This window comes from Micromonospora sp. NPDC005173 (assembly GCF_040608515.1).
In the GTDB taxonomy this organism is placed as follows: Bacteria; Actinomycetota; Actinomycetes; order Mycobacteriales; family Micromonosporaceae; genus Micromonospora.
This window is the reverse complement of sequence record NZ_JBEXIK010000001.1, coordinates 570,478-583,793: the sequence shown is the minus strand read 5'-3', so window position 1 is coordinate 583,793 and position 13,316 is coordinate 570,478. Positions and strand designations below refer to the sequence as shown.

Below are 13,316 nucleotides of genomic sequence, written 5' to 3'. Positions count from 1 at the left end.
CATGCCGGGAACACCGCCGACGCGCTTCGTCTACCTCGGTCCCGAGGGCACCTTCGCCGAACAGGCCCTGCGCACCGTCCCCGCTGCCGAGCGCGGCAGCCGCACGCCTGCCCGCAGTGTCGGGGAGGCTCTGGACTGCGTCCGGTCCGGCGACGCCGACGCCGCGCTGGTGCCACTGGAAAACTCGATCGGCGGCGCGGTCGGCGTCACCCTGGACGAGATGGCCGAGGGCGAGCCTCTGGTGATCACCCGGGAGGTGATCCTGCCGGTGGAGTTCGTGCTCGGCGCCCGACCGGGCACCTCGCTGAGCTCGATCCGCACCGTGGCGGCCCATCCGCAGGCGTCCACCCAGTGCCGGGGCTGGCTGCGCGACCATCTGCCCGACGCGGTCGTGGTCGACGTGCTCTCCAACGGCGCGGCCGCCGCCGGCGCCGGGTCCGGCGAGTACGACGGCGCGATCTGCGCGCCGATCGGGGCGACCCGGCACCGCCTCGCGGTGCTCGCCGACAAGATTGCCGACCACCCCGACGCGGTGACCCGGTTCGCGCTGGTCTCCCGTCCCGGGCCACCTCCGCCGCCGACCGGCGACGACCTCACCTCGCTGGCGATCTACATCGCGCACGACCGGGTCGGCGCGCTGCTCTCGGTGCTGATGGAGCTGGCCGTCCGCGGGGTCAACCTCACCCGGATCGAGTCCCGCCCGACCGGCGAGGCGCTGGGCCGGTACGTCTTCTTCCTGGACTGCACCGGGCACGTGGCCGACGTACGGCTGGGCGAGGCGTTGCAGGGGCTGCGCCGGGTCTGTGCCGACGTGCGTTTCCTGGGCTCGTACCCCCGGCACCGGTGGGCCGAGGCGGCGGGCGAACGACCGGTGCCCGCGCCGGCCGGCCTCTCCGACGCCGACTACGCCGACGCGGCGGCCTGGCTGGCCCGACTGCGCACCGGCGAGTTGAGCTGACCGAGCGGTGTGGGCGCCCCGCAGACCGGGAGCGCCCACGCCGACGTGGTCAGCTCAGCAGACCGCCGAGCAGGCCGCCCTCCTGCTGCTGCGCGCCGCTGCCCATGATCGGCGGCTCCTCGGACGGCTGCACCACCACGAAGCCCTGGCCGGCGAAGCTCATCGTGAACGACTCGCCGGTGCGCCGGCCGAGCAGCGTGCCGAGGCCGAGCTGCTCGGCCCGGTGGTAGCCGGTCTGGAGGTTGGCCGACCAGCAGACCGCGGCCTGCGGGTCGACGTACGTCGGAGCGTCCACGTTGAGCACCACCGGAGTGCCCTTGGTGGTGATGGCGATCCGGCCGTACCCGCTGAAGACGCAGTTGAACAGGCCGGACGAGGAGCTCATCCCGGCGCCGCCGACCATCCTGATGTCGTACTGGAGGGTCGAGTCGAAGGCGAGCACGCTGGAGCCGTTGATGGAGAGGGCGTCGCCCGGCTCCAGGTCGATGATGTGCACGTCCTTGGCCAGCTCGGCGAGGAAGACGTCACCCTGGCCGGAGACCTTCATCAGCGGGACGCCCTCGCCGGTGAGCTTCTGCTTGAGGAACTTGCCGAGCCCGCCGGAGCCCAGCGCCTGGAACTGCACCTGCCCCTGGTAGGCGACCATCGACCCGACCCGGGCCATCGCCTCGCCGTTGAGCTCGATCTTCAACATCTTGGAGTTCTGCAGCCGCATGCCGGCCTGTGCGGACTCCTTCTCGAGATTCTCCGAGGAGAACAGCTCGCTGCGCATGAAACGTGCCTCCTGAAAGGGTCGCGGTCGCTGCACCGACGGTAGGCGACCCGGGCAAGATGGCGCATCGGCTGAGCGGCGGGTCGGCCGGGACGGGCCGGGCTCAGCCCCAGCCCAGCGCGTGCAGCCGCGCGTCGTCGATGCCGAAGTGGTGGGCGATCTCGTGCACGACGGTCACCGCCACCTCATCGACGACGTCCTCGTCGTTGTCGCAGATCCGCAGGATCGGGCGACGGTAGATGAAGATCCGGTCCGGCAGCACGCCCGCGTAGTCCCAGCCCCGGTCGGTGAGCGCGTGCCCCTCGTACAGGCCGAGCAGGTCGGGCTCGCCCCGCGGCGGGTCGTCCTCGACCAGGATCACCACGTTGTTCATCAGGTTGAGCAGTTCCCCGGGCACCTCGTCGAGGGCGTCGGCGACCAGTTCCTCGAAGCGCTCGCGGTTCATCTCGACTGGCACCTCACCCATTGTGCCCGAGGGAACCGGCCGATCCGGGTCACGATCCGCGACCCCGATCGAGATCCGCGCGTTCACGGAGAGAGCGGCCGCCCGAGGATCGGGCGGCGACTCCTTCCGTGAACGGACGGCGTACGGGTCGGGCGGTTCAGGAGGCCAGGCGGGCGGTGAGGGTGATCTCGGCGCCCGGCGAGAGCAGGCGGGAGATCGGGCAGTTGGCCTTGGCGGCCTCGGCGAGCTTCTGGAACTCCGCGTCGTCGATGCCCGGCACCTGGCCGACGGTCTCCAGGTCGATCCGGGTCACGGTCATCCCGGCGTCGGTCTTGTCCAGGTGGACCTTGGCCGTGGTCTCGACCGAGGTGGGCGTCGAGCCGGCGTCGGCGAGAGCCTTCGAGAACGCCATCGAGAAGCAGCCGGAGTGCGCGGCGGCGATCAGCTCCTCGGGGTTGGTGCCCTCGCCCTCCTCGAAGCGCGACTTGAAGGAGTAGTTGCCCGACAGGCCGCCCTTGCCGGTGCGGACGGTGCCGGAGCCCTCGGTGAGGTTGCCCTGCCATTGTGCGGATGCGGTACGGATTGGCATGACCCGAACGCTAGCGGAAAGGCGACCGCCGGGCGACCGACCGGCGCCGACGCCCGCCCTGCGATTCCCGTCACGATCCGCTGGCTGTGAAATGATTCGGCCCAGGCCCGCGACCGGCGGAAGGATGGCCGATGTCCGAGGAGCTGCCGATCCCCCGGCAAGGTGACCGGTCCGACGGCCCTGCCGTGATCGAGTGGGGTGCCGTCGAGCCGGCCCCGCGGCGTCGGTTCGGCCGATCCCTGGCCGGCCTGACCCGTGACCCGCGGGTACCCCTGCTGCTGGCTGGGCTCGGCGCGGTGGCCGGGGTCGCCTCGCTGGTCGGCGAGTGGCTCGTGATGACCGTGCCGGATGGCGGGCCCGACGGGAACACTGCGATCGAGGTGCCCGCCGGGTTGTCCGAGGTCGGCGGTTTCGGGGTCGGCTATCTGGTGGGGTTGCTCGGTCTGGTCTGCATCGTGGCACTGGCGCTGCGGGGCACGGCGGCCGTCCGGCCGAACGCCCGGTTGGCCGGGCTCACCCTGGCCGGAGCCCTGCTGGCGCTGCTGGTGGCCGCCGTGGCGACGCTCGACGACCCGGCTCAGCGGAGCCTCCTCTACTCGTCCCAGGACGGATTCCGCGCCGAATACGGGCGCGGCCTGGTGATGGCGTTCGTCGCCTGCGTGCTGCTCGGTGTCGCGCTGCGGCTGGCACCGGCCGCCCCGGCCGCCCCGGAGGCTCCAGACGCCGGGCCGGCGGAGGGCGACCGGGCTGGGGACGACGGGACGGGACGAGGCTGGCGCCGCCGCCGGGACCCCGACCCGATCGACGAGGACGGCCGTCCCGCGCCGGCCGACCTGACGGTCACCTCGGCGGTCCCGTTCGCCCACCCCGAACCCCCGAGCTGAGCAGCACGGGTCCGGGCCCCCGAGGCCCCGTTGGGCGGTCTCGTCCGCACTGCGTGTTTCTGCGATCCAGGGCACCGACGGTGCCCCGGCCGTTGGCGCCCGATTCGCCTGGAAGCCATGGTTGCGACCCGTTCCGCGAGATACGGTTGCTGCCCGCCGTCACGCCGGGCCTCGGCACCAGTACCGCACGGCAGGCTGCGACGGCGGCGGGCGAAGGAGGAACGATGACCCGCCCGGGACTGCCCAAGCTGATCGCGACCGACCTCGACGGGACGCTGGTCCGCAGCGACGAGACCGTCTCCGCGTACACCCACGGGGTGCTCGACCGGGTGCGGGCCGCCGGAATCCCGGTGGTTGGGGCGACCGGACGCGGCCCTCGGCTGACCGAGCTGACCCGCAACGACATCCGGGCCGCCGACTTCCTGGTGATGGCCGGCGGCGGGCGGGTGGTCGACCAGAGCGACCCGACCGGCCCGGTGGTGCTCCGTGACGAGCGGCTGGCCGGCGAGGTGCTGGCCCGGCTGCTCGCCGACCTGGAGGCCGAGGTCGGCCCGCTGACCGTCATGGTCGAGGCGTCCGACGAGCACGACGCCCCGCTCTGGGGCGACTACCACGCGAGCTGGCCGTACCAGGACAGGTTCGAGGCGCGCAGCCGCGCGGAGTGCCTCTCCTGCGACGTGATCAAGGCGTTCGCCCGGACGGCCGACCACCACGTGGACGAGCTGCTGGCGGTGGCCCGTCGGATCGTCCCGCCGCAGGTCGCCACGCTCACCCAGGCCGGGCTCGGCTTCATCGAGATCTGCCCACCCGGCGTCGACAAGGCGACCGGGCTGACCGTGGTGGCGCAGACCCTCGGGGTCGACCCGGCCGACGTGCTCGTCTTCGGTGATATGCCCAACGACCTGCCGATGTTCGGGTGGGCCGGCTGGTCCCGGGTGGCGGTGGCCAACGCGCACCCCACCGTCCGCCTCGCCGCCGACGAGGTGACCCTCCGCAACGACGACGACGGGGTGGCGGTGTACCTGGACCGACTACTGTCCCGGTGATGGAAGAGACGCCGCGACTGATCGCCACCGACATCGACGGCACGTTGATCCGCGACGACCACACGGTCAGCGCGCGCACCGCCGACGTGCTGGCCCGGATCGTCGCGCAGGGCACGCCGGTCGTGCTGGTCACCGGCCGCCCGGTCCGCTGGCTCAAGCTGGTGTACGAGCAACTGGCCGAGCCGCTGCCGGCGGTATGCGCCAACGGCGCCGTGGTCTACGACCCGGTACGCGACGAGGTGCTGCGCGCCGACCCGCTCGCCCCGCAGCACCTCGCCGAGGTGGCCGAGCGGTTGCGGGCCGAGGTACCCGGGATCGCCTTCGCGGTGGAGATCCTGGACAGCCGGGAAATGCGCCACGAGGAGCGGTACCCGCTGCGCTGGGACGCCGACCACGAGGCGATCCGGCCGGTACGAACGCCGGAGGAACTGCTGTCCGTCCCGGCGGTGAAGCTGCTCGTGCGGGCCGGCGAACAGGACCCGGACGCCTTCGCCGAACTGGTCGCCGTGGCGGTGGCGGGGCTGGCCGAGGCGACGCACTCGTCGAACTCCGGGTTGGTGGAGATCTCCGCGGCCGGGGTGACCAAGGCGGCCGGGCTCGACTGGTACTGCGACCGGCTCGGCGTGGCCGCGGCGGACGTGCTGGCCTTCGGCGACATGCCCAACGACGTGCCGATGCTGACCTGGGCCGGGCGGGGTGTGGCGGTGGCCAACGCGCACCGCGCCGTCCTGGCGATCGCCGACGAGGTGACCGCGGCGAACTCCGAGGACGGCGTGGCGGCGTACCTGGAAAAGATCTTCGGGGTGGACTGACCGGGCCGGGGCCCGGCAGGTCAGAGGTACTGACCGGTGCTGTGCCCCTCGCCACCGGCCGGCTGGCCGATGCCCGGCATCCCAGGCACGATCCCGCCGGGGCCGCTGGGCAGCGCCTGCCGGCCGGAGCGCATCTGCTCCAGTTGGACCCGGGCGGCCATCTGCTGGGCGACCAGGGCCGCCTGGATGCCGTGGAACAGGCCCTCCAGCCAGCCGACGAGCTGGGCGTGCGCGATCCGCAGCTCACTCTCGCTCGGGGCCTTGTCCTCGGTGAAGGGCAGCGAGAGCCGCTCCAGCTCGTCGCGCAGCTCGGGGGCCAGGCCGTCCTTGAGCTCGACGATGGACCGCTGGTGGATCTCGCGCATCCGGTTGCGGCTGGCGTCATCCAGCGGGGCGGCCTTGACCTCCTCCAGCAACTGCTTGATCATGCTGCCGATCCGCATCACCTTGGCCGGCTGTTCGACCAGGCGGGTCGGATCCTCGCCCTGCCCCTCCTCGGTCTGCATCGTGCCAATCGGCCGTCCGTCCGGGCCGACCACCACCACGGTGCCGGAGTGGCCGGAGTCGTCGGGGCCGGGCTCGTCGTTCTGTCCAGCGGAGCGCGCTTCGGTCATGGGGTCCATCTTTACCCAGCGAGCGCAACCCATGCCGGTCGGGACCGACTCCCGGGACCGAACCACCCGGGCGGGGCGCGCTACGGTTCGCGCCATGCCTGCCGACCCGCGCGCCGTGCTGACCCGGCCCGCACCGGAGCCGCACCGGACCGTGGCGTACGGCGACCACCCGGACCAGGTGGCCGACCTCCGGCTTCCCGTCGGCGCCGGCCCGGCGCGGCCACTGGTCGTCGTGGTGCACGGTGGCTTCTGGCGGGCCGAGTACGACCGGCGGCACACCGGCCCGCTGGCCGCCGCGCTCGCCGCGTGCGGGTACCCGGTGGCGCAGCTTGAGTACCGGCGCACCGGGCAGCCGGGCGGGGGTTGGCCGGGGACGTTGACCGATGTGCTGACCGGGGTGGCCGCGCTGCCCGGGTTGGCGGCCGAGGCGCTGCCCGACCGAGTGACCCGGGCAGCGCCGATCCTGATCGGTCACTCCGCCGGCGGCCAGCTGGCGCTGTACGTTGCGGCCACCGCGCCGGCGACGGTGGGCGGGGTGCTCGCCCTGGCCCCGGTGGCCGACCTGGCCGAGGCGTACCGGCGGGATCTGGACTCGGGCGCGGTGGCCGCGCTGCTGGGCGGCGGCCCGGCACAGGTCCCGGATCGGTACGCGGCGGCCGATCCACGGATGTTGGTGCCGACCCGAACACGGACAGTAGTTTTACATGGTTCGGCGGATCAACAGGTGCCGGTGGTGATGAGCCGGGACTTTGTCACAGCAGCCCGTGCGGCGGGATCCGATATCTCCCTTGTTGAGCTGCCGGAATGCGAGCATTTCGGGCTGATAGACCCAGAGTCCCCGGCCTGGCCCCGGGTTTTGGATGTGTTGCGGTCCCTACACGATGATCAATAGCCATTGACGCAGCGTCGCGGAGCAGGTAGAACGCCGGAGGGGCCGTGTTCTGCCCTGCAACGCTCCTGGAAGGAACTCGGTGTCGCAGATGAATCGCAGGCGGGCGCTCCAACTGTTGGCCGCGCTCGGTACGACCGGATTCGCCGCCGGGTGCGGCTCCGACAGCGAGGCCGACCCGACCGCCAACCTGAGCCCGGTCAAGATCGGTCTGGTCACGCCGCAGTCCGGCGGGTTCAAGAGCATCGGCGACGACATCACCAACGGCTTCCAACTCTTCCTCGACCTGCACGACCAGCGGCTCGGCGGGCACCCCGTGAGCCTGCTGACCGCCGACGAGGGCGATGACGCGAAGAGCGGCAAGGCCGCCGTCGACGACCTGCTCAAGCAGGGCGTGCTGGCGCTCACCGGGGTGGTCAACTCGTCGGTGATGGTCGCCATCCGGGACACCGTGGAGCAGGCCCGGGTCCCGCTGATCGGCTCCAACGCCTCACCGAGCAGCCTGCAGAGCGTCTTCTACATCTGGCGGACGTCCTACGTGCTGGACGAGGCCGGCCGGGCGCTGGGCCGCTACCTTCGTGACAAGCTGCCGGCGAACGGCCGCGTCGCGATCATCATGCCGGAGAACGTCGGCAGCTCGGACGTGGTGCGGGGCTTCCGGCAGGAGTTCGGCGCCACCGACCCGCGGATCGCCGACCCGGTGACCTACACCGACGGCACGCCCGACCCGAGGAAGTCCACCTACGTCGCGGACATCAACAAGGCGCTGGCCAAGAGGCCGACCGCGGTCTTCTGCTTCTTCGCCGGTGCGGCCGCCGTGGAGTTCATCAAGCAGTTGCGCGAGGAGTACTCCGGACCGGTCTACGCACCCGGCTTCCTCACCGAGGGCACCGTGCTGGAGAGCCTGAAGAACGACGGGCTGGGCATCCAGACCGCCCTGAACTACTCGGCCGACCTCAACAACACGTCCAACCGGGTCTTCGCCTCGTCCTACCGCAAGAAGTACCAGGTCACGCCGACCACCTACGCCATGGCGTCGTACGACGCGGCGCAGGTGCTCGACCAGGCGATCCGGCTGACCGGCGGGAAACCCAACTCGCAGCAGGTCAACCTGGCGCTGGGCAAGATCGGCCAGATCGACAGCCCACGCGGCATCTGGCAGTTCAACCAGCCGCGCACCCCGCAGCAGAAGTGGTACCTGCGCGAGGTGCAGCGGGACGGTCAGGTCATGTCGAACGTGCTGATCAACGAGCTGGCCACGCTGGGCTGACCGCCCACCGAGCGCGATCAGGGGCCGACTTCCCGGGCGGGAGGTCGGCCCCTGACGTACGTGGCGTTGTTCGGATCAGTGCCGCAGTTCGGCGATGCAGCACTTCACGCTGCCGCCGCCCTTCTTCAGCTCGGCCAACTCGACCGGGACCGGGTTGTAGCCGGCGGCCTTGAGCTTGCCGGCCAGCCGGGTGGCCTCGCTGTTGAGCACCACGTTCGCGCCGTCGCTGACCAGGTTGAGCCCGAACGTCATGGCGTCTTCGTCGTCGGCGATCACCGCGTCCGGGAAGAGCTGGGTGAGCACCCGCTGGCTGGCCGCGGAGAACGCGCCGGGGAAGTAGACGACGTTCGAGTCGTCGATGGCGGCGAGTGCCACGTCCAGGTGGTAGAAGCGGGGATCGACCAGGCGCAGCGACACCACGGGCCGGCCCAGCGCCTCCTGCGCCTCGGCATGCGCCGGCAACTCGGTGCGGAAGCCGTGCCCGGCCAGGATGAGCCCCCCGTGCGCCTCCGGCACGTACGCGAAGTCACCCTCGCCCTCGTTGGTCTCACTCGGGGCGATGAAGCGCCAGCCCTGTGACTCGTGGAAGGCACGGTGCGCGGCGGCCTCGGCGGCCCGCTGCTCGTGCTTGAACCGCGCGCCGTACACGCTGCCGTCCACCATGAAGGCACCGTTGGCGGCGTAAACCATGTCGGGCAGGCCCCGCTCGGGGGTGAGCAGGTGCACCTCGTGGCCGAGGGCGACCAGCGTATCGCGCAGCCGGTCCCACTGCTTGACGGCCAACTCCCGGTCGACCGGGGTGGTCACGTCCATCCACGGATTGATGGCGTACTCGACCGCGAAGTGCTCGGGCGAGCACAGGAGATATGTCCGCTTTCGCGGGACTCGCTGCTGGTTCACGGTCACCAAGAGTAGGTACCGTTGAACTTTGGTAACAGCCACAACCATTGCTTCCAAGAGGCGGAACGTTGCAGATAGACGCGGTAGACCAGCGGATCATTGCGTTGCTCGTCGCCGACGCCCGTGCGTCGTACGCCGACATCGGCACCCGGGTGTCACTCTCTGCCCCGGCGGTCAAGCGCCGCGTCGACCGGCTACGCGCCACCGGCGTGATCAGGGGATTCACGGCCGTGGTTGATCCGGCCGCCGTCGGGTGGACCACCGAGGCGTTCGTCGAGCTGTTCTGCGCCGGCCGGACCACCCCGGCGCAGATCGGCGTGGCCGCCCGCCGACACCCGGAGGTGGTCGGCGCGTACACCGTCTCCGGCGAGGCGGACGCGCTCGTGCATCTGCGCGCCGCCGACATCGCCCACCTGGAGGCCGCGCTGGAGCGGCTGCGCGCCGAGTCGTTCGTGACCTCCACCCGGAGCACCATCGTGCTCTCCCGGCTGGTCGAATCCCCCGGCGTCGGTCCCTCCGCCCGTTGACCTTGACCTCAAGCCCGGTTGAGGAGTTGAGATGGTCGTGGCGTGTGGGCACCACGCCCACCCACCACGGCCGAGGAGGATGTCATGCGGGCAGTCTGGTTACGTGAGTTCGGCGGGCCCGAAGCGCTGGTACCCGGCCCGGCACCCGACCCGACACCCGGCCCCGGCCAGGTGCTGATCGACGTCGCGCACGCGAACATCACCTTCATCGAGACCCAGCTGCGCTCCGGCCGCCCCGGGCCGTTCCGGGTCACCCCACCGCTGATCCCCGGCAACGGTGTCGGCGGGGTGATCGCCGCCGTCGGGCCGGACGTCGACCCGGCACTGACCGGGCGGCGGGTGGTCAGCGCCACCGGCGGCTCCGGCGGATACGCCGAACGCGCGGCGGTGGACGCGTCCGCCCTCTTCGAGGTGCCGGCCGGGCTGGCGCTGGACGCCGCGGTGGCGCTGCTGGCCGACGGACGTACCGCCACCATGCTGGTCGACGCGGTCGGCGTCCACCCCGGCGACCGGGTGCTGGTGGAGGCGGCAGCGGGCGGCGTGGGCAGCCTCCTGGTGCAGCTCGCAGCCCGGGCCGGAGCGCGGGTGATCGGTGTGGCCGGTGGGCCGGGCAAGGTGGACCTGCTGCCCGGGCTGGGTGCCGAACTGGCGGTCGACTACCGCGTGCCGGGCTGGGCCGACCGGATCCGGGACGCGGTGGGCGGGGTCGACGTGGTGCTCGACGGGGTCGGCGGGGCGGTCGCCCGGACGGCGTTCGAGCTGCTGACCCCGGGTGGCCGCATGGTCAGCTTCGGGTTGGCCAGCGGCGAGTGGTCCCCGGTGTCGGCGGAGGACGCCACGGCCCGGCAGATCACGCTGGTCCGGCCGGACGTGCCGCCCGCGCGGATGCGGGCGTACACCGATCAGGCGCTGGCGGACGCGGCGGCCGGCCGGCTGCGACCGCTGATCGGCCAGCGCTTCCCGCTGGAGCGTGCCGCCGACGCGCACGCCGCCATCGAGTCCCGCGCGACAGTCGGCAAGACCCTGCTGGACGTCTCCTGAACCGCGCTCAGAGGTACATGCCGGTACGGTGCTCGGACTCGTCGCGACGGACCGGCTTGTCGCCCTCGCTGAAGAACCGCTTGCCGCCGAACTCGCCGTGCAGCCGGTCGTCCAACTCATCGGCGAGCCCGGTCATCACCTGCACCGCCAGCATCAGGTGGGTCGCCTGGAAGTTGCGGCCGAAGACCGGGATGGACGCCCAGACCGTGTCGTCGGCGCAGTAGAGGCGGCCGATCGGCATCCGGTTGGTCAGCTCGGAGAGCTTGACGTAGAGCCGCTCGGTCGGTTCGACCTCGGTGAGCACCGGGGAGAGGACGTCCACCAGGGGCGGGTTGTCCCGGACCCGGACGAAGACCATCGCCGAACCGGCGCGGATGTTGATGTCCCCGTCCGAGTCGACCTGCAACCGGTCGCTGTCGGACTTCAACATGGTGGAGACCACGGTGCGGACCCGATCGGCCAGGTCGAGCACGTCGTCCCGCTCGACCTGCGAGGCAGCCGCCTCGGCCAGCGCCTCCTCCAGGTCCCCCTCGACGTCGGCGTCCGGGCCGAACTCGCTGCGCGCGGTGCCCAGCGGCTCCACGGCCAGTGGCTCGCCCTCGGCGTCATGCACGATGTAGACGAGGAACGCCGGGTGCGGGGCACCGTAGACGTCGCGCAGCGTCCGGGCGAGCAGCGCGGCGATCCGGGCCGCCTCCGCCGTCGTACCGTCCAGCCCGAAGGAACCACCGGAGCCGGCCACCACACCGGGCGGGGACCAGCCGAGCGCGATCATGTCCGCCACCGCGGCCCGGTCCAGCCGGTAGCCCGGCGGCAGCGTGGCGTTGCCGACCGCGCGGGCGGAGAACGAGCCATCGCCGTCCACGTCGACACTGATCGAGTAGACGGCGTCCCCGGTCCCGGAGGCGGTGGGGTCCAGGGTCAGCTCAAGGTGCGCGTCGGCGGGCAGCTCCCGCAGTCGTACGGCCAGCGCGCGGGCGAACTCCCGCCACGCCTCGGTCACCTTGGCCCGCAGGTCTGTGGTGCTGGGCTCGTCGAGCAGGATCGACTCCGCCGGCTCGGCTGTACCGCCGGGCAGCTCACCGTCCGGCGCCGAGGGGTGGTCAGCCGTCATGATCGCCTCCGTCCGTCACGATCACCCTACCCACGTCGCCTGACGGCCCGATCAGCCCGGACCGAGATCGGACAACGGCATCGCGCGGCAGTGCTTTCGCCCCCGAACGGCGGCCCGGCCGGGGTGCGGAGAAGCACCTGCTCCGGCTCACGCCCGACGGTCAGGACGCCGTCGGATCGGCGGGGTCGGCGCCCAACTCGACCGGCCAACTGCCCGCCAGTACGCTGAGCCGGGCCGCGGCGTCCGCCGGGTCGGCGCCCCGGCCCACCGCCAGCCCGAGCAGGTACGCGGAAACCGGCGCCCCCGGCCGCAGCACCCGGTGGGCGACGTCGCGAGCCAGATCCAGCACCGCCGGCACGGGCACCTGGGTCGGGTCCAGGTCCAACTCGGCGCAGGCCGCCGTGACCCAGTCGTCCATCACCGTCATCGCGCCCACTCCTCCGCCCGGCGTACGTCCTCGTCAGTGTCGCAGTCGAACCAGGGCGGCGGGCCGTCGCCGGACCAGGGCACCTCCCGGATGACGAGGTCGGCCAGCAGCGCCCGGACGGGCGCACCGGCCAGAGTGCCGCCCCGCTCGGCCGCCAGCCGGTCCAGCCCGGCCCGCAGCGCGGCGACCCGCCACACCCCGCAGAGCGACTGCCGCCGCCCGTCCGCGTCGACGAAGCACGCCCCATCAGGCAGGCTGGCGTCGGGTTCCTGGGCCGGAGGGCTGGTGCCGCCTGCCGGGGCGAGGTGGGCCGTGCCGCCGGCCGGGGCGAGGTGGGCCGTGCCACCTGCCGGTACCACGTGGGCCGTGCCGCCGGCCGGGGCGAAGTGGGCCGTGCCGCCTTGCGGGGCGAGGTGGGTCAGCAGCTCACCTATCGCGGCGCGGGTGAGGAGCGGCAGGTCGGCGGCGAGCAGCGCGACCAGGGTCGTACCGGGGTCGAGCAGCGCCAGCCCGGCCGCCGTCGCGGCGACCGGTCCCCCGCCGGGCGGATCCTCCCGGGTGACCCGCACCCCGTCCGGGACGGCGTCGGCCGGGCCGACCAGTACCCGCGGCGCGGCATCGGCAACGGCGGCCAGCACCCGGTCACGCATCGGCCGGCCGCCGACCGGGAGCGCGGGCTTGTCCACCCCGCCCATCCGCCGGGCGGCCCCACCCGCGAGCACCACGGCGGCGTATGTCCCCACCCGGCCACGGTAGCCGTGCCGACGCCGGTCCGGTGGCCGGTGCCGGCTGCCCGAGCCCGGTGGCCGGTGGCCGGTGGCCGGTGGCCGGTGGCGGCGATCTTCTCCTGCAGGCGCAGGATGCCGTGCAGCAGCGCCTCCGACGCCCGATGCCGAATGCCCGGTGGCCGGTGCCCGGTGCCCGGTGCCCGATGCCCGATGCCCGATGCCCGATGCCCGATGCCCGATGCCCGATGCCCGATGCCCGATGCCCGATGCCCGATGCCCGATGCCCGATGCCCGATGCCC

Annotated in this window: 16 protein-coding genes; 8 read left to right on the top strand and 8 right to left on the bottom strand. The window is 72.5% G+C overall.

What is annotated here, in order from left to right; all coding sequences use genetic code 11:
* Nucleotide 1 precedes the first annotated feature (1 nt).
* Nucleotides 2-958 (top strand): prephenate dehydratase, encoded by a 957-nt coding sequence (gene pheA / locus ABZV00_RS02810; protein ID WP_355601245.1) that lies wholly within the window; start codon nt 2-4, stop codon nt 956-958.
* A gap of 49 nt (nt 959-1,007) precedes the next feature.
* On the opposite strand, the gene ABZV00_RS02805 is transcribed toward pheA, so the two are convergent.
* The 3 genes from ABZV00_RS02805 to ABZV00_RS02795 all read right to left on the bottom strand — a co-directional run bounded on the left by ABZV00_RS02805 (nt 1,008) and on the right by ABZV00_RS02795 (nt 2,764).
* Complete coding sequence (locus tag ABZV00_RS02805; protein ID WP_328421879.1) at nt 1,008-1,730, bottom strand: AIM24 family protein; 723 nt, start codon at nt 1,728-1,730, stop codon at nt 1,008-1,010.
* A 103-nt stretch (nt 1,731-1,833) separates the two neighbouring features.
* Complete coding sequence (locus ABZV00_RS02800) at nt 1,834-2,196, bottom strand: metallopeptidase family protein (protein WP_355601243.1); 363 nt, start codon at nt 2,194-2,196, stop codon at nt 1,834-1,836.
* A 136-nt stretch (nt 2,197-2,332) separates the two neighbouring features.
* Complete coding sequence (locus ABZV00_RS02795; protein WP_328421883.1) at nt 2,333-2,764, bottom strand: OsmC family protein; 432 nt, start codon at nt 2,762-2,764, stop codon at nt 2,333-2,335.
* A 131-nt stretch (nt 2,765-2,895) separates the two neighbouring features.
* On the opposite strand from ABZV00_RS02795, the gene ABZV00_RS02790 reads away from it, so the two are divergent.
* The 3 genes from ABZV00_RS02790 (at nt 2,896) to ABZV00_RS02780 (ending at nt 5,506) form a co-directional block, all read left to right on the top strand.
* Entirely contained in the window at nt 2,896-3,648 is a 753-nt protein-coding gene (locus ABZV00_RS02790) for a hypothetical protein (RefSeq protein ID WP_355601241.1), read from the top strand.
* A 224-nt stretch (nt 3,649-3,872) separates the two neighbouring features.
* Complete coding sequence (locus ABZV00_RS02785; RefSeq protein ID WP_328421887.1) at nt 3,873-4,694, top strand: HAD family hydrolase; 822 nt, start codon at nt 3,873-3,875, stop codon at nt 4,692-4,694.
* The gene (locus tag ABZV00_RS02780) at nt 4,694-5,506 is read left to right on the top strand and encodes an HAD family hydrolase (protein ID WP_328421889.1); all 813 of its coding nucleotides are present in this window, start codon (nt 4,694-4,696) and stop codon (nt 5,504-5,506) included. The genes ABZV00_RS02785 and ABZV00_RS02780 overlap by 1 nt, the downstream gene beginning before the upstream one ends.
* 20 nt (nt 5,507-5,526) lie before the next feature.
* On the opposite strand, the gene ABZV00_RS02775 is transcribed toward ABZV00_RS02780, so the two are convergent.
* Nucleotides 5,527-6,129: a bacterial proteasome activator family protein gene (locus tag ABZV00_RS02775; protein ID WP_328421891.1), complete on the bottom strand. Its 603-nt coding sequence runs from the start codon at nt 6,127-6,129 to the stop codon at nt 5,527-5,529.
* A gap of 85 nt (nt 6,130-6,214) precedes the next feature.
* Here ABZV00_RS02775 and ABZV00_RS02770 point away from each other — a divergent pair, with 85 nt between their 5' ends.
* Nucleotides 6,215-7,012 (top strand): alpha/beta hydrolase, encoded by a 798-nt coding sequence (locus ABZV00_RS02770; protein ID WP_355601238.1) that lies wholly within the window; start codon nt 6,215-6,217, stop codon nt 7,010-7,012.
* A gap of 79 nt (nt 7,013-7,091) precedes the next feature.
* Nucleotides 7,092-8,279, top strand: coding sequence for an ABC transporter substrate-binding protein (locus ABZV00_RS02765; RefSeq protein ID WP_355601236.1), 1,188 nt, complete (start codon nt 7,092-7,094; stop codon nt 8,277-8,279).
* A 75-nt stretch (nt 8,280-8,354) separates the two neighbouring features.
* On the opposite strand, the gene ddaH is transcribed toward ABZV00_RS02765, so the two are convergent.
* Nucleotides 8,355-9,188 (bottom strand): dimethylargininase, encoded by an 834-nt coding sequence (ddaH, locus tag ABZV00_RS02760; protein WP_355601234.1) that lies wholly within the window; start codon nt 9,186-9,188, stop codon nt 8,355-8,357.
* A gap of 59 nt (nt 9,189-9,247) precedes the next feature.
* On the opposite strand from ddaH, the gene ABZV00_RS02755 reads away from it, so the two are divergent.
* A complete protein-coding gene (locus ABZV00_RS02755) occupies nt 9,248-9,706 on the top strand; it encodes an Lrp/AsnC family transcriptional regulator (protein WP_355601232.1) in 459 nt (152 codons plus the stop codon).
* 84 nt (nt 9,707-9,790) lie between these two features.
* A complete protein-coding gene (locus ABZV00_RS02750) occupies nt 9,791-10,747 on the top strand; it encodes a zinc-binding dehydrogenase (RefSeq protein ID WP_355601230.1) in 957 nt (318 codons plus the stop codon).
* A 7-nt stretch (nt 10,748-10,754) separates the two neighbouring features.
* Here the strand turns inward: ABZV00_RS02750 and ABZV00_RS02745 are convergent, their stop codons facing one another.
* From ABZV00_RS02745 to ABZV00_RS02735, 3 genes are all read right to left on the bottom strand, one after another.
* A complete protein-coding gene (locus tag ABZV00_RS02745; protein WP_328421903.1) occupies nt 10,755-11,861 on the bottom strand; it encodes a hypothetical protein in 1,107 nt (368 codons plus the stop codon).
* A gap of 160 nt (nt 11,862-12,021) precedes the next feature.
* Complete coding sequence (locus tag ABZV00_RS02740) at nt 12,022-12,288, bottom strand: DUF6457 domain-containing protein (RefSeq protein ID WP_355601227.1); 267 nt, start codon at nt 12,286-12,288, stop codon at nt 12,022-12,024.
* On the bottom strand, nt 12,285-13,031 hold the full coding sequence (locus ABZV00_RS02735; protein WP_355601225.1) for an NTP transferase domain-containing protein: 747 nt from the start codon (nt 13,029-13,031) through the stop codon (nt 12,285-12,287). The genes ABZV00_RS02740 and ABZV00_RS02735 overlap by 4 nt, the downstream gene beginning before the upstream one ends.
* Between the last annotated feature and the right edge of the window lie 285 nt (nt 13,032-13,316).

Bases quoted from the DNA above. Each gene is read 5' to 3' on its own strand.
- pheA (WP_355601245.1), top strand. From the start codon at position 2: ATGCCGGGAACACCGCCGACGCGCTTCGTCTACCTCGGTCCCGAGGGC.
- ABZV00_RS02805 (WP_328421879.1), bottom strand. From the start codon at position 1,730: ATGCGCAGCGAGCTGTTCTCCTCGGAGAATCTCGAGAAGGAGTCCGCA.
- ABZV00_RS02800 (WP_355601243.1), bottom strand. From the start codon at position 2,196: ATGGGTGAGGTGCCAGTCGAGATGAACCGCGAGCGCTTCGAGGAACTG.
- ABZV00_RS02795 (WP_328421883.1), bottom strand. From the start codon at position 2,764: ATGCCAATCCGTACCGCATCCGCACAATGGCAGGGCAACCTCACCGAG.
- ABZV00_RS02790 (WP_355601241.1), top strand. From the start codon at position 2,896: ATGTCCGAGGAGCTGCCGATCCCCCGGCAAGGTGACCGGTCCGACGGC.
- ABZV00_RS02785 (WP_328421887.1), top strand. From the start codon at position 3,873: ATGACCCGCCCGGGACTGCCCAAGCTGATCGCGACCGACCTCGACGGG.
- ABZV00_RS02780 (WP_328421889.1), top strand. From the start codon at position 4,694: ATGGAAGAGACGCCGCGACTGATCGCCACCGACATCGACGGCACGTTG.
- ABZV00_RS02775 (WP_328421891.1), bottom strand. From the start codon at position 6,129: ATGGACCCCATGACCGAAGCGCGCTCCGCTGGACAGAACGACGAGCCC.
- ABZV00_RS02770 (WP_355601238.1), top strand. From the start codon at position 6,215: ATGCCTGCCGACCCGCGCGCCGTGCTGACCCGGCCCGCACCGGAGCCG.
- ABZV00_RS02750 (WP_355601230.1), top strand. From the start codon at position 9,791: ATGCGGGCAGTCTGGTTACGTGAGTTCGGCGGGCCCGAAGCGCTGGTA.
- ABZV00_RS02745 (WP_328421903.1), bottom strand. From the start codon at position 11,861: ATGACGGCTGACCACCCCTCGGCGCCGGACGGTGAGCTGCCCGGCGGT.
- ABZV00_RS02740 (WP_355601227.1), bottom strand. From the start codon at position 12,288: ATGACGGTGATGGACGACTGGGTCACGGCGGCCTGCGCCGAGTTGGAC.